Raw genomic sequence first — 25,895 nt, 5'->3', positions numbered from 1 at the left:
ATCAGACGTCAGGAGAACGGAATGGATATGGTCACGCGGTCGCTCACGGCGGCTGAAGTCGAACTCATCAATGCTGGCCAGCTCGTCGGCGTGGCGACCAGCACTACGGCCCCCGCGGCCCCCTCCAGTCGGCTCAATGGGCCCGTCACGCTCGAGTTTCCCGTTGAGCATGAGGGCCGGAGCTACACGGCGATTGATGTCAGCAACCCGGCGATGGGAGTGGTTGAAGAGGTGCAAGAAGCGGCTGCCACCATGGAGCCGCTCAAGCTGTCATTCCTGATGATCTCGCGCTTCGCCGAGGTCCCGCCGGAGGTGGTGCGCAAGCTGCGACGGTCGGACTACGAGCGTGTGCTGGAGTCCATCAGCCCTTTATCGGAAACCCCGGCGAGCGGTGGGCAGCCGGCCTCGTCCGGGCCTGGGCTCAATTCGCCAGCTGGCGCGCCGACGTCGCCGACACAGCCCACATCCTGAACACCAGCGTCGACATTCTGATGGGTATGCGATGGCGGCGGCTGCGCGCGTGGCACGCAGAGGCCGACCGGATCGCCCTAGCTCGTTTTGCGAGGTGATACATGGCCGGCACCGAATCCGCTTCTCTCGTCGTCTCGTTGCTCGACAAGGTGACCGGTCCGGCTCGGAACGCATCGGCAGCGATCCGGGGCATTGGCGGAGCGGCCCGCAGCGTCAATGAGACGTTGTCGGGCCGGCTCTCCGCGGCGCTGGACGCGAACGCACGCAAGCTCGAGGCGATGCGCGGCCGGATGATCGAGGCCACGGCCGCAGGCTATGGCTTGTATCGCGCCCTAAAGGCGCCGGTGGAGGCCTTCACCACCTTCGAGTCGAAGATCGAGGACATCGCGCAGAAACTCGATTTGCCGCGGGCGCAACTGCCGCGACTCGGCGCCGAGATCCGCAAGGTGGCCCGCGACACGACAAACCTCAGCCAGGATCTCGCTGAGGGCTTCGACGTTCTCGCCGGTCTGGGCGCTTCTGAAGGCGATGCTCTTGGCATGCTTCCGGCCATCGGCAAGGCCGCTGTGGCTTACCGGGCGGAGATCACGGACCTGTCGAATGCCGGCTATGCGGCGCTCGACAATCTGAACGTGCCCGCCGATCAGTTTGCTCGGACTCTGGACGTGATGGCGCAGGCGGGTAAGGCCGGTGCGTTCGAACTCAAGGACATGGCAACCTACTTTCCGCAGCTCGGCGCCGCCTATCAGGGGCTGAAGCAGCAGGGGGTGCCGGCCGTCGCCGATCTGGCCGCCGCGCTGCAGATTGTGCGCAAGGGCACGGGCGATGCCGCCTCCGCGGCGACGAACCTGGGCAACGTTCTTCAGAAAATCCAGGCGCCGGCGACGGTGAAGAAATTCGCCGAGATGGGGGTAAACCTTGAGCGCGAGCTCAAGGAAGCCGCTGAGCGCGGCCTGACGCCGATCGAGGCCATTGCCGAGATCACGAACCGGGCGTTGAAGGGCGATCTCGGCAAGCTCGGTTACCTGTTTGAGGACTCGCAGGTTCAGGCGGGTCTCCGGCCGCTGATCCAGAACATTGAGCTCTATCGCAAGATCCGCGCGGATGCGCTGAAGGCGCAGGGTGTCGTCGAGGCGGACTATCAGGAGCGGTTGAAGACCGGCGCCATGGCTGGCCAGCGCTTCGCTGTCGCGATGGAGTCGATCAACATCGCCGTTGGATCGGCGCTGATGCCGGCGCTCGCCGATCTCGCCGGTGCGATCGTCCCGATCGCGACTTCCTTCGCCAAGTTCGCGGAGGAGAACCCCGGATTGACGAGGACATTGATCGGAACGGCGGCAGCTGTCGTTGGCCTGAACGTCGCCGTGACGGCGGCGCGCTTCGGTGGCCTTTTCCTTTTCGGAGGGCTGCTCAAAGCGGCAAAGGGCGCCGCGTTGGCGGGGCAGGCGGTGGCCAGGCTGACGGGCTTCCTCGGCTCGCTGCTGCGCGTCGGCAAGGTCGTCGAGACGGCGCTACCGGCCTCGCTCGAAGGCTTTAGCCGCGCCAGCCAGGCGGTGACGCGCAATTCGCGGGTGGCTGCTGATGCCAGCCGGCGCATGGTCGACGGCATGAGTGCGGCTCGTCGTGCGTCTGATCAGATGATCGCGGGCATGTCGAGCTCGGCATCTCGCGCGTCTGTCACCGGATTCGAGACTTTTGGCCGCCGGGCAGCTGGCGGCATTCTCGGCGGTATGCGCGGCGTACTGGCAGCCGGCAACCTTGCGGCGCTGGTTTCAGAGATGCTCGCGGACCTGGACCGGACGGCCGAGGAGCGGCTTCAGCAGATGCGAGAGAACGGTGAGTCCTGGCGCAAGCTCGAGACGGGGCTGGACGAGTCCTGGGCGGGCCGGAAGTGGCGACAGCTGCAGGAGGTGTTTCACGGACCGAAGGAACCTAACGCGGGGGAGGCCGCGCCAGCTTCCGGCAATTCTGCGCCGGCCGAACCGGCTCGCCCACAAGGGCCCTCTCCGAGCTACGCTGTCGATCCGGTTGGCCCGGTCTCGCCGTCCGAAGGACGCGCACCTGAGGTGACGTCTCCCGCCAGTGTGCCGCTTCCCCTGCCGCGCCCCGCTGAACTGCGGAAGCTGGACGAGATTGCGGCGGCCGCACAGTCCGCGTTCGCGAAGATCACGCCGGCACTCGCTGGCGAGCGCCCCAAGGTCGAGGCCGCTGCGGAGGCGATCCGCGACCGGGTGGAGTCCATCTTGTCGCCGATGATCGAAATCCCGGTGGGGGTCGGCCTGGGCGGGATGGGCAATCGGCTCCGTCCTGCGCCGACGGCGTGGGAGGCTGCACCGCCCCCGATCGCTCCCGGGCGCGGCAGCCACGACATTGGCGCTCCGCCCCTCGACGGTGCCCGCGCATCCGGCGGGCCGGTGGAGGCGGGAAAGACCTATCTGGTCGGCGAGCGTGGTCGGGAGATTTTCCAGCCGGCGTCGAACGGCACGATTTTCCCGAACCGTGTCGTTCGCGAATTGGAGCGGCCTGCCGAGCGGCCGGCGCAGCGCCCGGCCACGGAGCGACAGAAGGGCGGTGCATCGGTCACCGTCAATATCGGCACGGTACACCTCGGTGCCGGCGCGCCTCAGAGCGCGGCTGCCGACTTCGCGGCCGAGCTCGAGCGCCGTCTCGCACGCTCCAGCCAGGTTGCCTTTTCCTCCACGCGCTACGAGGGGGCCTGAACGCCCCCTCTGTCGCTCACCGTTCAAGGGAACGTCGGAGGCCGCGCAGCATCACGGCTCTCAGCCGACCGGCCACAGATGTCGGTTTGCCGGGACGCGGGGCGGTCGCCGGGCCGGGCTGCAATCGCGGCAGTGTCGCAGGCCCGGAGGTTTCTAAAACTCGGTCTTCAACTCCGCAGCCAAGGCGCCGGCCGTGCCGCTCCGCCATCAGCAAGGCAGCCTCGTAGTCGGACGCAAAGCCCATGACCTCGCCATCCCGCCAGAGCAGGAACACGGGCTGGCGCGCCGTCCAGTCGCCGTGACAATCATAGCCGCGCGTCTCCCAGCTCAGCGCGAGGATGTGCCCGGTCGTCAGGGTGATCCGATCATTGCTCATGCGGCTCCTCCAGGCTGGGTCATTCTGCCGGCCACGGCACGGCGAAACGCCTCGAGCTCGCGCTCGATCATCTCGGTATCCAGGCCAGCCCTCTCCATTGAGCGTCGGAGGTCATCGACCGTGCGCCGCCAGTACGCGTCGGCACCTTTGCCGCGACGTTCGCTTAGCACCTGCGCTACTCGCTGGATTTTCCCGACCCTCTTGTCGGCCGGAAAGGGGATGACCACACAGCAGCACGTCTGATCGAGAGAGAGGACCAGCTGCATTCCGTCTAAGCTGCGCATTCGTGCCCCCCTCCCGAAATATCGAAAGTAGTGGTGGAATCCGTACCATGGGCTGTAGTGGCGGAATCCGCACCATAACCATGGAAACGCGTAGTGCGGTTTTCGCCACTGGTTCCGGTGCGCTCTTCACCACTGGAGTTCTGTTTCCGAGCAGCGCGGGCTAGCTTTTCCGCCGCACGCACCGTTTCGACATGACGCCAATCGTCGGAAGAACCCGCTTCTTTCGTCGGCCGGTACGTCAATCTGAACTGATGGGGACGGCGCCACTCGCCATTGCCTGCACGGCCTCGCTCGGTGATCTCGATAAAGCCGAGTGCCTCGAGCGCACGCAGCGCGGGGGCGATGGCATGCCGATGAACCCCATACTCCTGGAAGTCGTCGTAGGTCGCGGGCAACCTGCCATTATCGGCCCCGCCATGGTCGGCCAGCTCGATCTCGAGGCGCGCGAGGATCCGATGCTCCGACTGGCTCAGCGCTCGGTAGGCCGGGCTGCGGAGCATCTCGATCAGGCGCGGGGCGAACTGGCCGACGATCGCCTGCTTCCCGCGCTTGGGACGCTTAATCCGGCTGCGCTCGCTCATTCCGCTGCCTCCGCGACCACGCCGCCGCTCAGCGCCGCAGATAGCTCTTTGGCCGTCTGAGCCGCGACTTCGATAAGGAGGAGCAGTAGATCCCCCTTTGTCGCCCGAACGCCGTAGTGGCGCTCACCGTCCCGATCGAACGGGGAGCCCGACAGTTGATCGTGCAGAAGGTCCTCAGCGCCGGCCAGGGCCGTGGTGAGCCGGTGAATTAGGAGCTCGCGATCTAACATCACGTCGACTCCTCAGAACTTGACCGTAACGCCAACAGCCTCCGCGAGAGGCTTCGTGAGGGCCTTCTTCCGACGCCCAATCGTGATCGTCTTGATCAGCCCTTCGCGGGCCGCGGCATAGCTCGCATTGCGGCTGAGGCCCCCGAGGAAAAGCCTCCCCGCATCCGGGATGTCGATCGCGGGCATAGTGACGGCTTCGTCAAGTGTGAGGACATGCCGCAGAGGCTTACGGCTAAGCGCCTTGTTGGCTGAGGTAAGGCGTGAGGATGCCATCGAAACCCATCTCCATCCGCATATAAATCAAAAACATGCGCATATTTTCTAGTACGAGATGGGGCTGGCCGCAACCAATTTATGCGTATAGTTTCAGCTTCGTATGCACATACGAGGTCCGACATGGCTGGGTACAATAAGCCACTGAAGAAAACTGAACGTCTCCATATGCTTATCTCGCCGGAGGAGATGGAGGCCGTTGACGCTTGGCGTGAGAAGGCAGGTATCGCGAGCCGCTCGGATGCAATTCGGCGCCTTACAGCAATGGCAATTTTCATCGACGGGCGGTCCGAACAGATCGCGTCACGCTACGACGCGCTGTGGAGCGCGTACGATGTCGGCAGCCGGATGAGCCTCGAAATCTCCAAAGGAGGCATTGCGGACTGGAAGACCCGCGCAAAGTTCGCTCTCAAGGCACTATCGGATCTCGCTCTCCCAATGGCTCGTCTTTCTGGAGAGATCTTCATGCTTGTGCAGCTTCTGGGCATCGTGCGGCAGTCTCCGGACGTGATTGAAGCCGCCGAAGCTATCGAACGCGCAGAGAAGGCCGCCCAAGACCGAGCTGACCAACTGGCGGCGGCGTTCGCCTCGCTGGACGAGGGGAGGGCAGAATGAAGGGGCATCTTCGCGAACGCTCGCCCGGCCACTGGGCGATTGTCCTATCGATCTCAGACCCAGCGACCGGCAAGCCCAAGAAGAAGTGGCACTCCTTCAAGGGTGGCAAGCGCGAGGCGCAGAAGGAGTGCGCCCGCCTCATCAGCGAGATGTCGGCAGGGACCTATTCCGAACCATCGAAGCTGACAGTGGCGGAGTACATCGACCGATGGCTTGAGCACGCGAAAACGACGGTCGCACCGAAGACCCTGGATCGATACGCCCAGCTTCTCCGCAAGAACGTCCAGCCGATCCTGGGCGCCCATAAGCTGACGAAACTCGGTCCAGCAACGATTGACGCCGCATGGGCCCAGCTTCTCGAATCGGGGCGGAGGAAGGGGCAGGGGGGATTGTCACCAAGGACTGTGCATCACGCTCGCCGCGTGCTGCTGACAGCCTTCGACCAAGCGGTGCGCTGGGGAATGATCAGTCGGAATCCTGTCGCGCTCACCACCCCGCCCAAGGTCGAAAAGTCTACGGTGGAGGCCTACGATCTGCCGCAGACGGCCGACCTTCTTCAGGCCTTCCGGCCAACTCGCGCGTATGTCCCGGTCGTTCTGGCGGTCATGTGTGGCCTCCGGCGAGGCGAGGTACTCGGGCTCCGGTGGCGGGACGTGAACTTGTCCTCTGGCACGATTGCTGTCGTCCATAGTCTGGAGCAGATCGGCACGCAGATTCGTCTCAAGTCGCCGAAGAATGGCAAGCCGCGGGTCGTGGTGGCCTCGTCGATGGTCGTCGAGGAACTGAGACGCCATCGCCTGCGACAAGCGGAGGAGTTGCTTCGGGTCGGCGTGAGGCAAACTGACGATCATCACGTTGTCGCCCAGGAAGACGGCGCGCCGCTCAAGCCCGACTCCCTCACGCACGAATGGACCCGGCTAATTGCGAGAACTGGGCTCCCCCGGCTCCGTTTCCATGACCTGCGCCACACCCATGCGACGCAGATGCTAGAGGCGGGTGTTCACCCCAAGATCGCTTCCGAGCGACTCGGTCACTCGACTGTCGGCATCACCCTCGACCTATACAGCCACGCGACCACGAGCATGCAGGCCGATGCCGCGCAGGCAGTTGACGCCATGGTGCAGGGAGCCCTAAAGCAGGCGGCCGTCAATCGCGAAGGTTAGCAATTCGGTTTGCAATTGCCCCAGGAACTTCGCGACGGCGCGCAAGATCCAAGCAGTTTCAAGGCTTGGAAGGGTGGCCGAGTGGTTTAAGGCAGCGGTCTTGAAAACCGCCGTGGGTGCAAGCCCACCGTGGGTTCGAATCCCACCCCTTCCGCCAATTGCCGCCGATTGCGCTCCGCCATGCGATGGGCCTTCTGATGGCCGCATCGTCACCGTTGCTGTTAAAATCACCCTTAGCATCTGTGAGTAGGTTGGGTTGAAGATAACCGGATTGGGCCGTCGTCTGGGGGCCGGCGGAGATGTGGTCAGCTGATATCCGAGGGGTGAGTCCGCGATCAACGCAGCCACCTCAGCCGGTCTCGGAAAGCCCGAAAGTCCCCGCTTCGCACGTTGACGTTAATGGTCAGCGTGCTGTCCGGCAGCAACTCGCACGCAGTCAGAGTTCATCCTCACCATGCCGCATCAGCGGCGGCGCAGTGATCGCCTCGCGCGTGGATTTACGAGAGGTTCGGTTTACGATGAGACCTATTGCCATCGTAGCACTCCTTGGCGCTCTTCCTCATGTTCTGCCGCGACCAGAAGGCGCTCTTACCCGAGTCGATCGACCCGAGATGCGGACCAGTGGGCGGGCGGCAACGTCCTGCGCCACGCCGTCGACAGCCCGCACCAGGTTGAGATCATCACCCTCACGGTGTGAAGGATGGATTCGGAAGATTGGCGATGAGCGCCGCGCGCGGCGCAGTGGAGATCTGCCTGTTGGTCAATAGGTGGAGAGGGGGAGGGGCTTGGGCGGAGCGGTGGCGCCGGGACCCAGAGAGCGCTGCACCATCACGCTGTCGGCCCAGCGGCCATAACGGTAGGCGACCGCGGGGAGAAACCCCACCCGGACAAAGCCGAACCGCTCATGGATGGCGAGCGACGCGGTGTTGTCTCCGTCGATATAGCCGATCATCTGCCGGAAGCCGGCGCCCGCGCAGGCATCGATCAGGCTGCGCATGAGCCGGCTGCCGATGCCGTGGCCAATGTGCTGGTGGTGGACATAGATGGAATGCTTGACGGTGTAGCGATAGGCCGGGCGCTTGCGGAACAGCACGACATAGGCATAGCCCACCACCTCGCCGTCCCGGACCGCTACGATGTGGGGAAAGCGGCGGTTTTTCAGGTTTTTGCGCCGCTCCCGCAGGTCGTCGGGCTGCGGCGTGTCATTGTCGTCCACCCCCTCCTCGACGCCCCGGCGGATGTGATGGCGGTAGATCGCCAGCATGGCATCCACGTCGGAATCCCGCGTCGGGCGGACAATGACCGCGTTCTCCTGCTCCATGAACGAACCCGGACTCCCGCTTATTCCGCAACCACATAGGTATAGAGCCGGATGCGACCGGCTGCATCGGTCTCGCGATAGACGCCCTGGATCTCGACGTCAAAGCCCGGAAACGTATTGAAGCAGGCTTCAAACATCCTGAGATAGTCGATCATCGGCTGGGCGCGCTGCGTGAGCCTTTCGCCGGGGACAATCGTGGCGATGCCCGGCGGGTAGACCACGAAAGGCGTGGTCGCGATGCGCCCGGCAATGGCGTCGATCGGCAGGTAATCCACATCGTTGCGCACCAGGCAGCGCGCCGCATCGTGGGGCGACAGGGCGATATCGGGCAGGTGCTCAGCCGCGAACTGCATGGCCTGCAATGCGCTGACATTGGCGCTGCGGAAGAAGCGGTGCATCTCCCCGCACAGGTCGCGCAGGCGCACGCCTTCATAGCGCCCGGGCCGGCGCCGGTAGAATTCGGGGATCGCGTCTTCCAGCAAGGCGTTGTCGTCGTGCAGTTTCTTGAAGGCGACCAGACCGCTGATCAGCGTGCCGGCCTTGCTCGATTCAACGCCCGGCGTCAGCAGGAACAGCAGCGAATTGAGGTCGTTCTTCTCCGCGACGATGCGATTCTCGCGCAGATATTGCGCGACCACGGGGGCCGGGATTCCGTGCTCCGCATAGGCGCCGGTGGAGCGGTCGAAGCCGGGCGTGAGCAGTGTCAGCTTGTTGGGATCGGTCATGGCGAAGCCCGCCGCCATGCCGGCATAGCCGTGCCAGGCGGCACCCGGCGTGAGATGCCAGAAGGCCGGGTTGGTGGCGAGCTGGTCGGTGGAGACGCTCTCCCACGGCACGTCATGGACCGCGCCGGGGCTGGCGGCATCGGGAATCGCCACCCGGTCCGGTACGAAGGGCTCGAAGAACCAGCGGCGCTCGGGGCGCTGTTCCTTCTCCTCGAACTCCCGGCGCACCGCGCGGATCTTCTTGCGCAGCTCAATGCCGAGGCGGATCGTGTCGTCCCACAGCACTTCGCCGGAGCGTCCCTTCATCATCTGCGCGCCAACGTCGAGCGAGGCGAATAGTGGGTAAAAGGGCGACGTGGAGGCGTGCTGCATGAAGCTCTCATTGAAGCGCCGATGCTCCACGCGCCGCTTCTGCCCCTTGATATGCCGGTCCTTCATGTGGATCTGCGAGGCCTGGCTGAAGCTCGCGAGCTGCTTGTGGGTCGACTGGGTGGCGATGATGCCAGGCGCGTCCGGTCCCAGATCCTTCAGCCCCATGGCGAAGCGCCCGGCATAGAGCGGGTGGAACTTCATGAAGCCTGCCCAGGCCTCGTCGAACATGATGTAGTCGCACAGATGCCCGATCTTCCCGAGGATCATCTCGGCATTGTGGATCGTGCCGTCATAGGTGCATTGCTCGACCACCGCGACGCGGAACGGACGCGGCTTCTGCCAGGCCTCGGGGTCAGTGACCAGCGGATGGGTGCGGATGCGCTCGCGCAGCGCCTCCTCGTCCAGCGCCGCGAAATCCATCGGGCCGATCAGCCCCCAGGCATTGCGCACGGTCGGCACATAGACCGGAATGCCGCCGGAGATCATCAGCGCGCCATGATGGGCGGCCTTGTGGTTGTTGCGGTCAAACAGCACGAGGTCGCCATCTGTCACGAGGGCGGAGAGCGCGACCTTGTTCGAGGTCGAGGTGCCGTTGAGCACGAAATAGGTCTTCTCGGCGCCGAAGATCTTGGCCGCTTCCTTTTGCGCCGCAAGGGCCGGGCCCTCATGGGTCAGAAGGTCACCGAGATCGATTACGGAGTTGTCGAGGTCGTCGCGGAACACCGCCTCGCCCAAATGCTCCATGAACACGCGGCCGATCGGGCTGCGCGAGTAGAACACGCCGCCATTATGCCCGGGGCAGGTCCAGAGCTGGTTGCCCTCCTCGGCATAATCCACCAGCGCGCCGAAGAACGGCGTCTTCAGGGTCTCGGCATATTGCTTGAGCCGGCTGATGAGGTTCTTGGCGATGAAGGCGGGGGTTTCTTCGGAGAGGAAGACATAGCCATCGATGAAGTCGAGCACCTCCACCGGCACGTCCTCGAACCGCTTGCGGCGGATCAGCAGAATGATGGGAAAGTCGAGGCCGCGCCGGCGCATCAAATTGATGAGCGAGGCCGTCTTACCCTCCATGCCCTTCTTGCCCCAGTCCACCATCATGCAGCCGATGGCGGCGTCGGTCTGAACCGCGATCTCGGCATCTTCGATGGTGCGCGCGCGCACCACCTCGAAGCCGGAGCTCTCTATCTCCGCGACGATTTGGTGATAGCGGGCGCCCTCCAGATCGTCCGCATCGAAGGCGGGGGTCGCGAAAAGGAAGTTGAAGCGTTTGAAATAGTCCATCCAGGCATCCCCTCCTCTTCGGCGTCGACGTGACGTTTCGACGTGCCTCATGACGAGAGCACGACAACGCGGTGACGATCCTAGAGGGACAGTGAGGGGCGCGCCGCCCGGCTAGCCGGGCCAGAACGGCTCGGCATCGATGAACTTGCGCCAGCTGCGCCGCAGTGACTCGGCGGTCTCAATGCGGTCGCGCCCCTGCCAGCCGGTGATGGCGCCGATGGCCTTGTGGACCTGCGGCAGCGACGTGCTCTCCTCCACCTCGCGCAGCAGCGCCTGCGTGGTGGTGATGTCGTTGTCGATGCCGAGGATGTCCTGCAGCCGGGACATCCGCTTCAGATATTTCCGGGCGGCATCGTCACAGTCGTAAAGCGGCAGCAGAAACTCCGCCGTATAACGCAGCTTCTTCAGCGTCAGGCGCAGCTCATGCCGTGCCGTCGGCCGCAACTTGCGGAAATTGTGGCCCTGTTTCAGCGCCTTGCGGTGCAGGCGCGCCAGCCCGCGCCCGGCGAACTCGCGCGCCGGCTGGGTGAGCACGGCGAGAGCCTCGATGCCGATATCGTTGCGCCAGCTTCGGCGCTCGATCACCCGGCCGAGCGACAGCAGGAAGCGGGTGCATTCGAGATCGATCAGATCGACGCGGACGGCCTGATAGCTACGCGCCCGCGGCGCGGCGGTGGCGGATCTGAGCTCGGTGAAGTCGATGCCGGGCAGATTGGCGCGCTCGATCGCGGCGATGGTCGACGTGGCGAACACGTCCCAGTTGCGGGCCGGCCCGAGCGCGCTGGCCAGCCTCTTGGCGTCAAGCCCGAGAGCCTCGAGCGCCGAGGCGGGGACTTCCTTCTTGAACAGCGATATAGCGGTGCGCAGACGCCGCAGCGCGACCCGCAGCTGGTGGACGCCCTCGGGGTCCTGGCCATGATGCGCCGCCATCAGATTCGCCATCACATGGGACTGGCAGGCGTTCAAAACCTTGGCGATCACATCGTCGGTGGTATCGGCGGGGCCGATGCCGGTCGCGAACGCCTTCTCAGCGGTGGGCGAGGTGCCGAAGGCGAGGGCATAGCCACGCTCGGCCTTGCTTTGCAGCCCGATACGGACGGGACCCTGCTCCAGCAGCGACAGGCCCAGCTCATAGAGCGCGCCCGCCCCGCCGGCCTTCAGCTCTAGCTCGATCTCGCAGACATCTTCCACCTTGTCGCCGGCACTCAGAGTTCCTTCATCGAACGCGACATCGATGGCGGCGCCGCCAAACTCCACCACGTGGGTATGGCGGCGGATCTTGGTGGTGAACACCGGCGCGAGCCCCGCGTCCGGCAGCGTCGCGAAGGGCGCACCCAGCTCGGCCAAGGGCAGCGCCTCGAGCTGAAGGGCGATATCGGGCACCCGCGCTTCCATCTCGCGTCGCTGGAGCGGGCTTTCCTCTGATGCCAGCTTAAGCGTCTGGACGAACTGTTTGCCGCTGCGCCGGACGCGCAGCGAGGCACCCTGCCGGGCGAGGACCGCATCGGGCGTATCGTAATAGGTGGCCTCCAGGCGCCGGACGACGCCCTTTGAGGTGGCGTTTCGCGTAACGACAGCGGCGGCGAAGAAGTGCTGCAGGGTGGCGGGATCCGTCAACAGCTTCAATTCGACCTCGCGGCCGGCGCTCACCGGCTCCTGCGCGCCCAAGTCGCCGTGCAGTTGAACCTCTGGAGTTTGCTCCGGCATGTCGTCTCTCCGCTCATCCGAGCGTGAGCCCGGTTTTGCCGCCACGAAGAGACCACCTCCCGTCAGCTGAAAGCCCACCGATAGCGGCTCGCATTGTCACATAAAAGTAGCATTGGCATTCCCGGGACTCGGGACGACGCCCGCACGACCCGTGGTTGTCTAAGACGAACGCCGTGCCGGGTGACGTCGGAGAGTCGAGACTCACCGACACCCGATGCATTTTCTCCCGGCCAGGCCTCACGTCGCGGCCGTGCTGAGCTTCGCCCTCTGCGTACCGGCCCCGTTGCTTTCATGAGCCCCGGCACGGGGGCGGGGGGGCGGTCCTCCCCGCCTGCTCGACCTCCGCGATATTGTGTTCCACGGCACGTTGCATCATTCTGACGCTCCGGATTGGAGTCGGCAGAGAATTTTTGGACTTTGGAAAACACCCCTCGTCACCCTTTCCGAGGCGCGCGGCCCTGAGGGAATCCGGATTTACGCCATTGGCGACATCCACGGATGCAGGCCTCTTCTCGACAAACTTCTGCAGAAGATCGAGGAGGATATCGCGCGGTCGAAGGCGGGCGACTGGCGGATCATTTTCTTGGGCGATTATGTGGATCGCGGCCCGGACACAAGGGGCGTAGTCGACCGTCTGATCACGCTTCAGGCGGCTGATCCCCGCTATATCCTGCTGGCGGGAAACCACGACGTCGAATTCCTCGCCTTTCTCGATCAACCCAGCATTGATGGCGTGTTCGTCAATAGCGGCGGCAACGCCACGGCGCGCTCCTATGGCGTGAAGCTCAATCGCTCGAAGCTGAAGACGCAGGCCGATCTCGAACAGGTGCATCGCAAGCTGGTGGCGGCGGTCCCCGCCGCTCATGTGCATTTCCTCAAAGGTCTGCAATACGCGGTGTCGTTTGGGGACTATTTCTTCTGTCACGCCGGGGTCCGGCCCGGAACGTCGCTGGAGCGCCAGTCCCCCGATGATCTCCTGTGGATGCGCGGCCCCTTCCTCGATTCGCTGATGCCGCTGGAAAAAGTGGTGGTCCATGGACACACGATCAGCGCCAAGCCGGAGGAGCGGATCAACCGCATCGGCATTGATACCGGCGCCTATCGGACCGGTCGCCTCACCGGGCTGGTTATCGATAGCGACCATAAGGCTTTTCTGTCGACCAAGCCGTAGCCGTAGCCGCAGCACCCGGCCATCAGGAGAATTAGGCGTTCGTTGACCCGGACGGACTGGATCATAGCGCTACAGCGAACACATAGTTCTCTTCTTGGTCGCTCGCGGCCCGCCACCCCCGCCGGTTTCCTTCTATCGTGCGATTTCGCGGCCGACGGACGTCGACTGTCGCATCTCGTCAGTATCCTACGCGCCCCGCCGATCACCGCCGTTTATAGGCCGTAGCGCGTCTCGGCGCCCGCGACGCGGGGCATGCTCGGTCTCAACGATGTGCATATCCGGCACTCGCGGAGAACTGGTCAATGATGCGCATGGGACTGGCTGCGATACCAGCCAGCGTGAAGAACATCACGACCGCCAGCATCGCGATCACACCGGCCCCCATCGAATGGGAACGGCAGCACAGCACCAAAGCCGTGCGCGTCTCGATCCAGGCTTGGTTCAGCCGATATCCGACTCGGCGAAACCGACGGCGATGACTTCGCCACGATCCGGCGAAATGCTGTAACGTCGGCGGCGCGACAATCACACCGCCCCTCACTCGCCTAACCGGAACCTCACCCGAGGCTCCGGCTTAATGACATGGTCCCGTTCCGCCCCGTTATCCCTGGCGCGATGCCGGGCCGAAAGGCGATCATGCTGGCAAAACTCCGCGCGGTCCTCAACCGCCGCCCGTCCGCACCCTGGAGCGACACTGCGCCTGTCCGGGAAGAGTTGTTCGGCGTCGAGCGGCTGGAACAGCATGCCGAAAGCCTCGCGATTGCTCAAACGGTGTCGCCGCGTCCGCCGATCGTCGTCTCCTTGCAAAGCCGCCTGAACGATAATGCCAAGGTGCTGCTGGCCGCCTATCGCGCCAGCGCTGCCGAACTGGAGGAGGGGAACGGGGTGGTGCCGGCGGCCGAATGGCTGCTGGACAATTATCACCTCGTCGAGGAGCAAATCCGCGAGATTCGGGACGACCTGCCACTGGGTTATTACCGCCAATTGCCCAAATTGGCAGCCGGCCCTTTCGCCGGCTATCCTCGTGTGTTCGGACTCGCCTGGGCGTTTGTCGCTCATACTGACAGCCACGTCGATCCTGATGCGCTCCGGCGGTTTGTCGCGGCCTATCAACGGATTGAGCCGCTCACTATCGGCGAGCTATGGGCGGTGGCGATCACACTGCGCATCGTTTTGATCGAAAATCTGCGGCGCCTGACCGACCAGATCATGGTCGGCCGGGAGGCACGTGCCGAAGCCGATGCGCTGGCCAATCGGGTGCTGGAGTCCGGCTTTGCCGGCTTCGCCTTCGACCGCGATGTTATCGCGCGCTCGTCCAGGCCGCTGTCCGAGCTTTTTGCGGCGCAGTTGGCCAAGCGTTTGCGCGACCAGGATCCCCGCACCACGCCCGCGTTGGGCTGGCTCGATGAGTGTTTGAGACTGCAGGGCGCGTCGATTGACGAGGTGGTTCAGCACGCGCAGCAGAGGCAGGGCGCGTCGAACGTCTCGGTGCGCAACGTCATCACCAGCATGCGCCTGATCTCCGACATCGACTGGGCAGAATGGTTCGAGAGCGTCAGCTTGGTCGACAAAACGCTGAGAGGCGCCAGCGGCTTCGATCAAATGGATTTTGCGACCCGCAATCTCTACCGCAGCGCCATCGAGCAACTCGCGCGCGGCTCCCATGTCAGCGAATTGGACGTTGCGCACCGTGCCCTGAGCGCCAGTGCGGGCGGGCCCCAGGCCGAAGCCCGTGCAAACGGCGCGGTGCCGAGCGCCTGCGATCCCGGCTATTATCTGATCGCCGAAGGCCGCGTCGCGCTCGAAAGAAGCATCGGTTTTCGACCCCCGGCACCGCTATGGATCGCCCGGCTGAACGCGCCGTTCGGTGTGCATGGCTATGCGGTGGCGGTACTGCTCACCACGCTGGCCCTGCTTGTCATCGCCTACCTCTGGCTCAACGTTCCCGGCGCCCCTGCGGGCTGGCTGTTGCTGCTGGCACCGCTCGCCTTCCTGCCGGCGTCGGATGCGGCCAGCGCGCTGGTCAACCGGGGTGTGGCCCGATCGTTCGGTGCCTCGCCATTGCCGGGGCTGGAACTCGCGGCCGGGGTTCCGACCGCCTTGCGCACGCTGGTGGTGGTGCCGACGCTCCTCACCAGCGAAGCCGATCTTCTTGAGCAGATCGAAAGGTTGGAGGTTCACTACCTCACCGGCTCCAGTGGCGATCTCGCCTTTGCGCTGCTGTCAGACGGCATGGATGCCGACCAGGAAACGGTTCCGGGCGACGAGGCCCTGCTTGCCACCGCCACGGCCGCAATCGCGCAGCTCAATCGCCGCTATGGGCCGGCGCTGTCGGGGAGCCGCTTCCTGCTGCTTCACCGCCACCGCGTCTGGAACCAAGGCGAAGGCAAATGGATGGGATGGGAGCGCAAGCGCGGCAAGCTGCACGAGTTGAACCGCCTGCTGCGCGGCGCCACCGATACGAGCTTTATCGCCCTCAACGGCCAGCCGCCGCGGGCCCCGGCCGACGTGCGCTACGTCATCACGTTGGACGCCGACACTCGCCTGCCGCGCGATGCGGCGGTGCGGTTGGTTGGCAAGATGGCCCACCCCCTCAACCGGCCGCAATTCAGTATGGCCGAGCAGCGCGTCGTCGGTGGCTATGCGATTCTGCAGCCGCGTGTGACGGCCTCTCTGCCGATCGGGCGCGACGGCTCGCTCTACCAGCGCGTCTATTCCGGCCCCGGCGGCATGGACCCCTATGCGGCGGCGGTATCGGATGTCTATCAGGACATGTTCGGCGAGGGCTCCTACACCGGCAAGGGCATTTATGATGTCGACGCGTTCGAGGCCTCGCTCGCCGGGCGGATCAAGGACAACGCGCTGCTGAGCCATGATCTTTTCGAGGGCATCTATGCCCGCGCGGGTCTGGCGTCCGATGTCGAGGTGGTGGAGGATTTCCCCTCCCGTTACGACGTGATCGCCAAGCGCAAGCATCGCTGGACCCGTGGCGACTGGCAGTTGCTGCCCTGGGTGTTTGGCTTGCGTTCCGGCGCGCATGCGGTGCCGACGCTCGGCCGCTGGAAGATGCTGGACAATCTGCGCCGCTCGCTGGTGGCGCCGTTCACCTTGGCGGCGCTGGGCGTGAGCTGGCTGGCTCCGGCACCGTGGAATGCCCAAGCCGTGCTCGCGCTTATCGCGGCGATTGCGATCCCCGCTTTTCTGCCGGTGCTGTTCTCGCTTGTGCCGCGCGGGAGGGGGATCCGGCTGCTCAGCCATGTGACGGCGCTGATTGACGATCTGCGCATCGCGCTCCTGCAGACAACGTTCACCTTCGCCTTCCTCCCGGATCAAAGCTGGCGACTTGGAGATGCGGTGGCACGCACGCTGATCCGGCTGTTCGTCACCCACAGGCACCTGCTGGAATGGACCACAGCGGCGGTAGCGGGCGCGCAGCCGCGCCTCGATCTCATGGGCTTCTATCGCGGGATGCAGGGCGGCACCGCGCTCGGGCTGACAATGACGCTTGGTGCCTTCGCCTGGGCGCCGGCGTCGTGGCCGGTCATCCTCCCCTTCGCCGCGCTGTGGCTGGCCGCGCCCGCATTGGCCTTCTGGGCAAGCCGTTCGCCGCCCATCGCCAGGACGCTGGCGGTCTCACCGTTTGATACCCGCGCTCTTCGGCTGATCGCCCGCCGCACCTGGCGTTTCTTCGAAACGTTCGTCACGTCGTCCGAGAACATGCTGCCGCCGGACAATTTCCAGGAGGATCCCAAGCCGGTGATTGCTCACCGCACCTCGCCGACCAATATCGGGCTCTATCTGCTGTCCTCGGTCGCGGCGCGCGACTTCGGTTGGGCCGGGACGATGGAGACGGTCGAGCGCCTGGAGGCGACGCTATCGACCATGCAGCGCCTGGCGCGTTTCAAGGGTCACTTCTTCAACTGGTACGGCACGCGCGACCTGCGGGTGCTGGAGCCGGCCTATGTCTCCTCGGTCGACAGTGGCAATCTCGCCGGCCATCTTCTCGTTGTCGCCGTCGCCTGCGAGGAGTGGATCGCCGCGCCGCTCACATATGAGGCCGAGGCCGGCATTGCGGACGCCATAGTCCTCGCCCGCGAGGCCCTCGGAACGACGCAGGTGATGGCGGCCGACGAGCGCACCGGCCAGCTTGACAGCCTGTTCGTCGAGATCAATGCGCTGCTGCGCGGCGGACAGGGACTGGAGGCCTCGACGCCGACACTGATACGGCTCTCCGAGAAGGCCTTGCGCCTGGCCGCCGACCTGACCCCGACAGCAGACGAAAGCGGCGTGCCGGATCTGGTGTTCTGGACCGAACGCCTACGCGTCGCGGTGGTCGAGCACGAGCGCGATCGGCTTTATCTCGCGGATGCGCCCCGCACGCTGCGCAACCGGCTGCGCACCATCGCCCAGACCGCGCGTGACATGGCGCTGGCGATGGATTTCGCTTTCCTGCTCGATCCCGATCGCAAGCTGCTTTCCATCGGTTACAGCGTTCCCGACAACTGCCTCGACCCGAGCTGTTACGACCTGCTGGCCTCTGAGGCCCGGCTCGCCAGCCTGTTCGCCATCGCCAAGGGCGATGCGCCGACACGGCACTGGTTCCGGCTCGGGCGCACCGCGACGCCACTCGGCAGCGGCTCCGCGCTGGTATCGTGGTCCGGCTCGATGTTCGAATATCTGATGCCCTCGCTGGTGATGCGCGCGCCGACCGGCAGTCTTCTGGAACAGACCAACCGATTGGTGGTGGCGCGCCAGCAGAGCTATGCGCATGGGCTCGGCGTGCCCTGGGGCATCTCGGAATCCGCCTATAACGCGCGCGATCTCGAATTCACCTACCAGTACTCGAATTTCGGCGTGCCGGGCCTCGGCCTGAAGCGTGGCCTGTCGGATAATCTGGTGATCGCGCCTTATGCCACAGGGCTGGCGGCGATGATTGACCCCTCAGGGGCGCGGGCGAATTTCGACCGGCTCGCCGATATGGGGGCCAACGGGCGCTACGGCTTCTACGAGGCGCTGGACTTCACGCCGGCCCGCCGGCCCGATGATGCTAGCGTCGCCATCGTCCGCAACTTCATGGCCCATCACCAGGGCATGACGATCGTCGCCATCGCCAATGTGCTGCACGGCGGAAAGATGCGCGCGCGCTTCCACCGCGAGCCGATCATCCAGGCCAGCGAATTGCTGTTGCAGGAGCGCATGCCGCGCAATGTGATCGTCGCCTATCCCCGCGCCGAAGAGGTGAAGGCCTCCACCAGGGGCGAGCCCGGCGATGCGCCGAACGTGCGCTCGCTCAAGCCGCCATCGGGCGGCCCGCCGGTGACGCACCTGCTCTCCAATGGTCGCTACGTCGTCATGGTGACCACGGCCGGCACCGGCTTCAGCCGCTGGCGCGACATTGCCGTGACCCGCTGGCGCGAGGATCCGACGCGCGACGTGCAGGGCTCGCACATCTTTCTGCGCGACAGCCAAAGCGGCGATTTATGGTCGGCCGGCGCCCAGCCCTTCGGCGTAGCCGCCGAGCATGACGACGTGGTGTTCTCCGAGGACCGCGCCGAGTTCATCCACCGCAGCCCTTCACTCATCACCACCATGGATCTGCTGGTCTCCGGCGAGGATGATGGCGAGGTGCGGCGGGTCTCGCTGACAAATAGCGGCCGGCGGGCGCGCGAGATCGAACTCACCTCCTATGCCGAGCTGGTGCTCGCGACGCCCGCGACCGACAACGCGCATCCGGCCTTTGCCAAGATGTTCGTCGAGACGGAACACCGCCCGGAATTTGGCGCGCTGATCGCCACCCGCCGGCTGCGCTCGCCGCACGAGGCCGAGGTCTGGGCCGCGCATTTCGCCGTCATTGAGGGCGAGATGCTCGAACCGCTGCAATACGAGACCGATCGAGCCCGCTTTCTCGGCCGCAACCGCGAGCCGGGCGAGGCGGCGGTCATCCGCGAGGGAGTACCGCTGTCCAATACGGTCGGTACCGTACTCGATCCGGTTTTTGCGCTGCGCCATCGCGTGAAGGTGCCCGCCGGACGGACCGTGCGCGTCGCCTTCTGGACGCTGGTCGCGTCGTCGCGCGAGGAACTGCTCAACCTCGTCGACAAGCATCATGACCGCAACGCGTTCGAGCGGGCGAAGACGCTGGCGTGGACGCAGGCGCAGGTGCAACTCCGCCATCTCGACGTGAAGGCCGAGGAGGCCGCCGACTTCCAGCGGCTTGCCGCGCCGATCATCTACGCCGATTCCCGCTTCCGCGTGCCCTCCGACGTCATCATGCGCGGCGCCGGGCCGCAATCCTCACTGTGGCAGTATTCGATCTCCGGCGATCTGCCGATCGTGCTGCTGCGCATCGACGATCTCGAGGACATGGCGCAAGTGCGCCAGCTTCTACGCGCCCATGAATATTGGGGCATGAAGCGGCTGGCGGTCGATCTGGTCATCCTCAACGAGCACGCCTCGTCCTATGTGCAGGACCTGCAGATCGCCATCGAGACCGCCGTGCGCTCGAACCAGTCGCGCCCACGCTTTGGCGACGAGAAGGGGCAGGGCGCGGTTCATGTGCTGCGTACCGATCTGATGAGCTTGGAAGGGCGCGGGCTGCTGCAATCGGTCGCCCGCGTCGTACTCTCGGCGCGTCGTGGCTCGATTGCCAACCAGTTGAGCTATATTCCGGCCTTTCCGGCGCGCCCGGCGGTTGCGCCCCGCCGCCGCCCCGCGGCGCCGATGGCGGCGCCGGCCGAGCTGTCGCTGGAGTTCTTCAACGGGCTTGGCGGCTTTGACAAGAACGGCCGCGAATATGTCATCCAGCTCAACGGCGAGCAGACGACGCCGGCGCCGTGGATCAACGTCATCGCCGGCAGCGGTTTCGGCTTCCAGGTCTCGGCGGACGGCAGCGGCTATACATGGGCGGAGAACAGCCGCGAAAACCAGCTGACGCAATGGTCGAATGACCCGGTCGGCGACCCTATCGGCGAGGCCTTCTATGTGCGCGACGAGGCGACCGGCGATATCTGGAGCCCGACCGCGCTTCCCATTCGCGACGGTGGCAGCTACATCGCCCGCCATGGCTTCGGCTATTCGCGCTTTTCGCACGAAGCCAACGGCGTCGCGCTCGACCTGTTGCACTATGTGCCGCTGACCGACCCGATCAAGATCTCGCGCCTGACGCTGACCAACACCTCCGACCGGGCGCGCCGCCTCACGGTCACGGCCTATGTCGAGTGGGTGCTCGGCACCGTGCGCGGCGCGTCGGCACCGTTTGTCGCCACCGAGATGGATATCGCAACCGGCGCGATGTTCGCTCGAAACGCGTGGAGCGCGATCAGCCATGGGCGTGTGGCCTTTGCCGATCTCGGCGGCCTGCAGACCGCCTGGACCGCCGACCGCACAGAGTTTCTCGGCCGAAATGGAGAGCTCTCGGCGCCTGCCACGCTGATGGGCAAGGTGCCGCTCTCCGGCAAGACCGGTGCCGGGCTGGACCCATGCTCCGCGCTGCAGACCGACGTTGTGTTGCAACCCGGACAAAGCGTGGAGATCGTCGCAACGCTCGGCCAATGCCGCACGGCGGACGAGGCACGCGTGCTGATTGCCCGTTACCGCGCGACCAATCTCGATGCCGTGTTGAAGACCGTCACCGACCATTGGGACCGGTTGCTTGGCGCTGTGCAGGTCAAGACGCCGGACCGCGCCACCGACATCATGCTGAATGGCTGGCTGCTGTACCAGACCATCGCCTGCCGGATCCGCGGACGCTCGGCCTTCTATCAGGCGAGCGGGGCCTATGGTTTCCGCGACCAGTTGCAGGACGGCATGGCACTGAGTTTCGCGCAGCCGGAGGAGACCCGCCGCCATCTGCTGCGCGCCGCCGCCCGGCAGTTCGTCGAAGGCGACGTGCAGCATTGGTGGCTGCCGCATTCCGGCCAGGGTGTGCGTACCCGCATTTCCGACGACCGGGTCTGGCTGGCCTATGCCGCCGCCACCTATATCGCCGCGGCGGGCGATGCGGCGATACTGGACGAGCACGTGGCGTTCCTCGAGGGACCGTCATTGCGGGCCGGGGAACACGACGCCTTCTTCCAACCCATGCAATCGCATGAGAGCGCCTCGCTGTTCGAGCATTGCGCGCGCGGGCTCGACCAATGCGTGGAGCTTACCGGTGCCAACGGCCTGCCACTGATGGGCACCGGCGACTGGAACGACGGCATGAACCGGGTTGGGGAGGGCGGAAAGGGCGAGAGCGTCTGGCTCGGCTGGCTGTTCATCCGTACGGTCGAGATCTTCGCCCCGCTCGCCGAGACGCGCAATCCTGTCCGCACGGCGCGCTGGCGCGCGCATGCAACCTCGGTGCGCGCGGCGATCGAGCGTAACGCATGGGACGGCGCCTGGTACCGCCGCGCCACCTATGATGATGGCTCGTGGCTCGGCACCAGCGGCAGTGACGAGTGCCGCATCGATTCCATCGCGCAATCCTGGGCCGTGCTGTCGGGCGCTGCCGATACAGCCCGCGCCACGCAGGCCATGGCCTCTCTGGAGCGGCATCTGGTGCGCCGCGAGGAGGGCATTGCGCTGCTGTTCACGCCGCCCTTCAACGACACACCGCGCGACCCCGGCTACATCAAGGGGTACCCGCCCGGCCTGCGGGAGAATGGCGGGCAGTATAGCCATGCCGCGATGTGGGCGATCCTCGCCTTCGCCAAGCTCGGCGACGGCACGAAGGCGCACGACCTGTTCGCGCTGCTCAACCCGATAAACCATGGCACCTCGCCGGGTCAGGTCGCGACCTACAAGGTTGAGCCTTATGTGCTGGCGGCGGACGTCTACTCCGTCGCGCCCCATGCCGGCCGCGGCGGCTGGACCTGGTACACCGGCTCGGCCGCCTGGATGTACCGCGCCGGCATCGAGGGTATTCTCGGAATCCGAAAGGAAGGTGCGCACCTCACCGTGTCGCCGTGCATTCCCGAGGATTGGCCGGGATTCGAGGCGCGGGTGACGATTGCGGGCACGCCCTACGACATTGTGGTCGGACCGACGGCGGACAACCATACGGACGTCGCCGCGCGGCTGGACGGCCTACCAATCAAGCGCGTCGATGGCGTGTTTCGCGTGCCGCTGGATGGCACGGCACATCGCCTGGTCGTCGGGCGTCATGGGGCTATAGCGAAGGCGTAGTTTTCTCTGGGTCGCTCGCGGCCCGGCGCCCGAACCGCTGTATCTTGGATCGCGGCTGATATTGGGGGAGGGCAGAGGCTGGGATGCGTCAGGCAAGTTCACGTAGCACACGGAAATACGTGGCCTCGTTGAGCACTCGCTTTGCCTTCGGATGGTGATCGGCACCATTACGCTGCCATGACGGCGATTCGGCACCACCATCCTCTTGCGCAGCCAAAGCATTCGCCTCCGAACGGCGCTGACCGGACGCCCCCATCGCGGGTCGCGGCACCTTGATGACCTGTGACTCGCTCGGCAAGAGTGGCTGCCAGCGTCGAGATCAATATCGTTCGGGACGAATTAGGTAGAGCGGTCGGCTGTCTGGACCGGCTCGCCGCCTGTCGCAGCCATCGGGAGTCATCCTCTCTTCCTGTGCCCTCGGCGCCATCGGCCATTGACGGCCCAATCATCATACGTATGATGATTGCATGACCCTGTACCACGACACCCTCGATCGCTTGGGGAAGGACATCTGCGCGGGCCGTTATCGCCCGGGCCAGGTGATTCCGGCCGAGCCGGTGTTGTGCGCGCAGCTTGGCGTCAGCCGGATCGTGCTGCGCGAGGCGATCAAGGGGCTGGCCTCAAAGGGCATGGTGGAAGCGCGGCGGCGGACCGGCACGGTGGTGCTGGAGCAGAGCCGCTGGAGCCTGCTCGACCCCGAGGTGATGATCTGGCGCGCCGATGCCAATGGCGTCGATCTCGCTCTCGGCTCCGACATCATGGAACTGCGCCGGATCATCGAGCCGGCCGCCGCGCGGCTCGCCGCCCAGCGGGCGCAGCCGGCCGAGCTGAAGGCGCTGCGCGAGGCTTATGAGGCGATGGCCGAGGCTGTGGACGGTAAGGGCGACTATGTCGCCGCCGACCTCAAATTCCACAGCACCATCATCCGCGCCTGCGCCAATCCTTTCGTCACGCAGCTGCAGAGCGTGATGGCGACGGTGCTGCGCATCTGCTTCGAGCGCGTCGCCGCCGTGCCCGGCGGGCGCGCCCATTCGCTGCCGCTGCACCGCCGGGTGTGCGAGGCGATCGAGAACCGCCGCCCGTCCGAGGCGGGCGACGCCATCATCGAGCTGCTCGACGATGCCGAGCGCGACATGCGCCAGCTCCTGAGCGCCAATCCCAATGCGTTTCGCACGCCGGCCCAGACCGCCAGCGTCGCGGAAGTTCAACTACGAGCCGATCAAGAGCTCGACCCTGACAACAGCCACGAGGCTGCGGAGGAACGCCATGACCGGACCGTCCTGACCTGACGCTGCGCCTGTCCGCAGCCTGATCATCCGCCATCCCCCGGCTGCCGCGTGCGGGCCGGGATAGCGGACCTGTGCCTCACATCGTCGGTTTCCCTGCCAGCTTCGCCCCCGCCGGGCAAGCAACGGCGGAGCGCACCCTCGGAACAGCTAGCAAGCGCCATGAAAATCACAGCCATCGAGACGATCCGCCTCGCCGAATTCGCCAATCTGCTCTGGGTGCATATCCACACCGACGAGGGCGTGATCGGCCTTGGCGAGACCTTCTATGGGGCAGGGGCGGTGGAAGCTCATATCCACGACACGCTGGCCGGCCGGCTGCTCGGCCGCGACCCGCTGCGTATCGAAGCGCTCAACCGCGAGATGGTTAACCTGCCGCTGGCGCAGGCCTCGACCGGTGTTGAGTACCGTGCCGCCTCGGCCATCGACTTCGCCCTGTGGGACGTTTTCGGCAAGGTCTGCAACCAGCCGGTTCACCAGATGCTGGGCGGCCTCGCCCATGACAAGCTGCGCCTCTACAACACCTGCGCCGGCTACAAATATGTCCGCTCGATGAGCATCAAGCCGGTCTCCACCTGGGGTATCGGCGAGGCCGAGGGGCCCTATGAGGATCTCGACGCCTTCATGAACCGGGCCGACGAGCTGGCCGAGAGCCTGCTCGACGAAGGCATCACCGCCATGAAGATCTGGCCCTTCGACCCGGCCGGCATCGAGACCGGCGGCAACTACATCACCGCCGAGCAGATGAAGACGGCGATCCAGCCCTTCGAGAAGATCCGCAAGGCGGTCGGCGACAAGATGGAGATCATGGTCGAGTTCCACTCGCTGTGGAACCTGCCGACCGCCAAGCAGATCGCCCGCGCGCTCGAGCCCTACGCCCCGACCTGGTACGAAGATCCCATCCGCATGAACTCGCCGCAGGCGTTGGCCGAATATGCCCGCTCCACCGATGTGTGGGTCTGCGCCAGCGAGACGCTCGGCTCGCGCTTCGCCTATCAGGATTTCCTGAATGTCGACGCGGTTGGCGTGGTGATGGTCGATCTGTGCTGGACCGGCGGTCTCACCGAGGGCCGCAAGATCGCCGCGCAGGCCGACACCTATCACCGGCCCTTCGCCCCGCATGACTGCACTGGCCCCGTCGCCTTCGCCGCGGCGATCCATTGCTCGTTCAGCCAGCCCAACACGCTGATCCAGGAGTCCGTCCGCGCCTTCTATCGCGGCTGGTACACCGAGCTGGTGACCAACCTGCCGCGCATCGAGAACGGCTTCGCCTACCCGATGGAAGGCGCCGGCCTCGGCCTCGAACTGCGTCCTGAAGTCTTCACGCGCCCCGACATCACCCGCCGCCGCAGCGCGCTCTGAGAAAGACCCGCTCATGTCCACCCAGCTCTTTTCGCTCGAGGGGCGCACCGCCCTCATCACCGGCTCGGCCCGCGGCCTCGGCCTCGGCATCGCCCGTGGCCTCGCCCAGGCGGGCGCCCGCGTCGTGCTCAACGGCACCAAGCCCGACACCACGGAGGCGGCATGCCGCACGCTGGAAGGCGAGGGGCTTTCCGCCCATGCGCTGCCCTTCGACGTGACCAATGACGCGGCCGTGGCCGACGCCTTCACCGCGCTCGACGCCGAGGGCATCGAGATCGACATCCTCGTCAACAATGCCGGCATCCAGTTCCGCAAGCCGATGGTGGACCTCGATCCGGCCGACTGGCGCCGGGTGATCGAGGTCGATCTCACCAGCGCCTTCCTGGTCAGCCAGCAGGCGGCCCGCCGCATGATCGCGCGTGGTCGCGGCGGCAAGATCATCAACATCGCCTCGCTGATGAGCCAGGCGGCGCGCGCCACCGTCGCCCCCTACACGGCGGCGAAGGGCGGCATCAAGACTCTGACCCATTCCATGGTCGCGGAATGGGCGCAGCACGGCATTCAGGCCAACGCCATCGGTCCCGGCTACATGGCGACCGACATGAACGAGGCGCTGATGAACGACCCGGCCTTCGACGGCTGGGTCAAGGGCCGCGTCCCGGCACGCCGCTGGGGCCAGCCGGACGAACTGGTGGGCGCTGCCGTTTTCCTCGCCTCGCCCGCCTCCAACTACGTCAACGGCCAGCTCATCTACGTCGATGGCGGGATGCTGGCCGTCCTCTAAGCAGCGCA

General features: G+C 65.5%; 18 protein-coding genes and 1 tRNA gene. 10 read left to right on the top strand and 9 right to left on the bottom strand.

The window, feature by feature from the left end:
• The first annotated feature begins 21 nt into the window (after window positions 1–21).
• Window positions 22–471 carry a phage tail assembly protein gene (locus tag OU996_RS14760; RefSeq protein ID WP_267582365.1) on the top strand — a complete coding sequence of 150 codons (450 nt, stop codon included), beginning with the start codon at window positions 22–24 and terminating at the stop codon, window positions 469–471.
• A 101-nt stretch (window positions 472–572) separates the two neighbouring features.
• A complete protein-coding gene (locus OU996_RS14755) occupies window positions 573–3,191 on the top strand; it encodes a phage tail tape measure protein (protein ID WP_267582364.1) in 2,619 nt (872 codons plus the stop codon).
• A gap of 16 nt (window positions 3,192–3,207) precedes the next feature.
• Here the strand turns inward: OU996_RS14755 and OU996_RS14750 are convergent, their stop codons facing one another.
• Genes OU996_RS14750 through OU996_RS14735 form a run of 5 tightly spaced genes read right to left on the bottom strand, consistent with a single transcriptional unit; the run spans window position 3,208 to window position 4,848 of the window.
• Window positions 3,208–3,567: a hypothetical protein gene (locus OU996_RS14750; protein WP_267582363.1), complete on the bottom strand. Its 360-nt coding sequence runs from the start codon at window positions 3,565–3,567 to the stop codon at window positions 3,208–3,210.
• On the bottom strand, window positions 3,564–3,833 hold the full coding sequence (locus OU996_RS21455) for a DUF6074 family protein (protein ID WP_420712767.1): 270 nt from the start codon (window positions 3,831–3,833) through the stop codon (window positions 3,564–3,566). Before OU996_RS21455 ends, OU996_RS14750 begins: the two co-directional genes overlap by 4 nt.
• Window positions 3,834–3,838: 5 nt before the next feature.
• Window positions 3,839–4,432, bottom strand: coding sequence for a hypothetical protein (locus tag OU996_RS14745; RefSeq protein WP_267582362.1), 594 nt, complete (start codon window positions 4,430–4,432; stop codon window positions 3,839–3,841).
• Window positions 4,429–4,662, bottom strand: a complete 234-nt coding sequence (locus OU996_RS14740; RefSeq protein WP_267582361.1) for a hypothetical protein — start codon at window positions 4,660–4,662, stop codon at window positions 4,429–4,431. Before OU996_RS14740 ends, OU996_RS14745 begins: the two co-directional genes overlap by 4 nt.
• Before the next feature lie 12 nt (window positions 4,663–4,674).
• Window positions 4,675–4,848 carry a hypothetical protein gene (locus tag OU996_RS14735; RefSeq protein WP_267582360.1) on the bottom strand — a complete coding sequence of 58 codons (174 nt, stop codon included), beginning with the start codon at window positions 4,846–4,848 and terminating at the stop codon, window positions 4,675–4,677.
• A gap of 210 nt (window positions 4,849–5,058) precedes the next feature.
• Between OU996_RS14735 and OU996_RS14730 the strand changes: the two genes are divergently transcribed.
• From OU996_RS14730 to OU996_RS14720, 3 genes are all read left to right on the top strand, one after another.
• Window positions 5,059–5,550, top strand: coding sequence for a hypothetical protein (locus OU996_RS14730; protein WP_267582359.1), 492 nt, complete (start codon window positions 5,059–5,061; stop codon window positions 5,548–5,550).
• The gene (locus tag OU996_RS14725; protein ID WP_267582358.1) at window positions 5,547–6,713 is read left to right on the top strand and encodes a tyrosine-type recombinase/integrase; all 1,167 of its coding nucleotides are present in this window, start codon (window positions 5,547–5,549) and stop codon (window positions 6,711–6,713) included. The genes OU996_RS14730 and OU996_RS14725 overlap by 4 nt, the downstream gene beginning before the upstream one ends.
• A gap of 67 nt (window positions 6,714–6,780) precedes the next feature.
• A tRNA-Ser gene (locus OU996_RS14720) sits at window positions 6,781–6,870 on the top strand.
• Between the two features lie 603 nt (window positions 6,871–7,473).
• Here OU996_RS14720 and OU996_RS14715 read toward each other — a convergent pair.
• The 3 genes from OU996_RS14715 to OU996_RS14705 form a co-directional block, all read right to left on the bottom strand.
• Window positions 7,474–8,034 carry a GNAT family N-acetyltransferase gene (locus OU996_RS14715; protein WP_267582357.1) on the bottom strand — a complete coding sequence of 187 codons (561 nt, stop codon included), beginning with the start codon at window positions 8,032–8,034 and terminating at the stop codon, window positions 7,474–7,476.
• Window positions 8,035–8,054: 20 nt separating this feature from the next.
• Window positions 8,055–10,412, bottom strand: coding sequence for an Orn/Lys/Arg decarboxylase N-terminal domain-containing protein (locus OU996_RS14710; RefSeq protein WP_267582356.1), 2,358 nt, complete (start codon window positions 10,410–10,412; stop codon window positions 8,055–8,057).
• Between the two features lie 111 nt (window positions 10,413–10,523).
• On the bottom strand, window positions 10,524–12,197 hold the full coding sequence (locus tag OU996_RS14705) for a CYTH and CHAD domain-containing protein (RefSeq protein WP_267582355.1): 1,674 nt from the start codon (window positions 12,195–12,197) through the stop codon (window positions 10,524–10,526).
• Between the two features lie 274 nt (window positions 12,198–12,471).
• Here OU996_RS14705 and OU996_RS14700 point away from each other — a divergent pair, with 274 nt between their 5' ends.
• Complete coding sequence (locus OU996_RS14700) at window positions 12,472–13,290, top strand: metallophosphoesterase family protein (RefSeq protein WP_267582354.1); 819 nt, start codon at window positions 12,472–12,474, stop codon at window positions 13,288–13,290.
• A gap of 262 nt (window positions 13,291–13,552) precedes the next feature.
• Here OU996_RS14700 and OU996_RS14695 read toward each other — a convergent pair whose 3' ends face one another.
• A complete protein-coding gene (locus OU996_RS14695) occupies window positions 13,553–13,819 on the bottom strand; it encodes a hypothetical protein (RefSeq protein ID WP_267582353.1) in 267 nt (88 codons plus the stop codon).
• Window positions 13,820–13,926: 107 nt separating this feature from the next.
• Here OU996_RS14695 and OU996_RS14690 point away from each other — a divergent pair, with 107 nt between their 5' ends.
• The 4 genes from OU996_RS14690 to OU996_RS14675 all read left to right on the top strand — a co-directional run bounded on the left by OU996_RS14690 (window position 13,927) and on the right by OU996_RS14675 (window position 25,887).
• Entirely contained in the window at window positions 13,927–22,455 is an 8,529-nt protein-coding gene (locus OU996_RS14690; protein WP_267582352.1) for a GH36-type glycosyl hydrolase domain-containing protein, read from the top strand.
• A gap of 467 nt (window positions 22,456–22,922) precedes the next feature.
• Entirely contained in the window at window positions 22,923–23,744 is an 822-nt protein-coding gene (locus OU996_RS14685; RefSeq protein WP_267582351.1) for a FadR/GntR family transcriptional regulator, read from the top strand.
• 159 nt (window positions 23,745–23,903) lie between these two features.
• Window positions 23,904–25,103 (top strand): mandelate racemase/muconate lactonizing enzyme family protein, encoded by a 1,200-nt coding sequence (locus tag OU996_RS14680; protein WP_267582350.1) that lies wholly within the window; start codon window positions 23,904–23,906, stop codon window positions 25,101–25,103.
• 13 nt (window positions 25,104–25,116) lie between these two features.
• Entirely contained in the window at window positions 25,117–25,887 is a 771-nt protein-coding gene (locus OU996_RS14675) for an SDR family oxidoreductase (protein ID WP_267582349.1), read from the top strand.
• The last annotated feature ends 8 nt before the right edge of the window (window positions 25,888–25,895 follow it).

The organism is Ancylobacter sp. SL191 (assembly GCF_026625645.1).
GTDB lineage: Bacteria > Pseudomonadota > Alphaproteobacteria > Rhizobiales > Xanthobacteraceae > Ancylobacter.
This window is presented reverse-complemented; position numbering and strand designations above follow the sequence as displayed.

What these genes read in the sequence shown, in the direction of transcription:
- OU996_RS14760 (WP_267582365.1), top strand. Translation starts at nt 22, where the DNA reads ATGGATATGGTCACGCGGTCGCTCACGGCGGCTGAAGTCGAACTCATC.
- OU996_RS14755 (WP_267582364.1), top strand. Translation starts at nt 573, where the DNA reads ATGGCCGGCACCGAATCCGCTTCTCTCGTCGTCTCGTTGCTCGACAAG.
- OU996_RS14750 (WP_267582363.1), bottom strand. Translation starts at nt 3,567, where the DNA reads ATGAGCAATGATCGGATCACCCTGACGACCGGGCACATCCTCGCGCTG.
- OU996_RS21455 (WP_420712767.1), bottom strand. Translation starts at nt 3,833, where the DNA reads ATGCAGCTGGTCCTCTCTCTCGATCAGACGTGCTGCTGTGTGGTCATC.
- OU996_RS14745 (WP_267582362.1), bottom strand. Translation starts at nt 4,432, where the DNA reads ATGAGCGAGCGCAGCCGGATTAAGCGTCCCAAGCGCGGGAAGCAGGCG.
- OU996_RS14740 (WP_267582361.1), bottom strand. Translation starts at nt 4,662, where the DNA reads ATGTTAGATCGCGAGCTCCTAATTCACCGGCTCACCACGGCCCTGGCC.
- OU996_RS14735 (WP_267582360.1), bottom strand. Translation starts at nt 4,848, where the DNA reads ATGCCCGCGATCGACATCCCGGATGCGGGGAGGCTTTTCCTCGGGGGC.
- OU996_RS14730 (WP_267582359.1), top strand. Translation starts at nt 5,059, where the DNA reads ATGGCTGGGTACAATAAGCCACTGAAGAAAACTGAACGTCTCCATATG.
- OU996_RS14725 (WP_267582358.1), top strand. Translation starts at nt 5,547, where the DNA reads ATGAAGGGGCATCTTCGCGAACGCTCGCCCGGCCACTGGGCGATTGTC.
- OU996_RS14715 (WP_267582357.1), bottom strand. Translation starts at nt 8,034, where the DNA reads ATGGAGCAGGAGAACGCGGTCATTGTCCGCCCGACGCGGGATTCCGAC.
- OU996_RS14710 (WP_267582356.1), bottom strand. Translation starts at nt 10,412, where the DNA reads ATGGACTATTTCAAACGCTTCAACTTCCTTTTCGCGACCCCCGCCTTC.
- OU996_RS14690 (WP_267582352.1), top strand. Translation starts at nt 13,927, where the DNA reads ATGCTGGCAAAACTCCGCGCGGTCCTCAACCGCCGCCCGTCCGCACCC.
- OU996_RS14685 (WP_267582351.1), top strand. Translation starts at nt 22,923, where the DNA reads ATGACCCTGTACCACGACACCCTCGATCGCTTGGGGAAGGACATCTGC.
- OU996_RS14680 (WP_267582350.1), top strand. Translation starts at nt 23,904, where the DNA reads ATGAAAATCACAGCCATCGAGACGATCCGCCTCGCCGAATTCGCCAAT.
- OU996_RS14675 (WP_267582349.1), top strand. Translation starts at nt 25,117, where the DNA reads ATGTCCACCCAGCTCTTTTCGCTCGAGGGGCGCACCGCCCTCATCACC.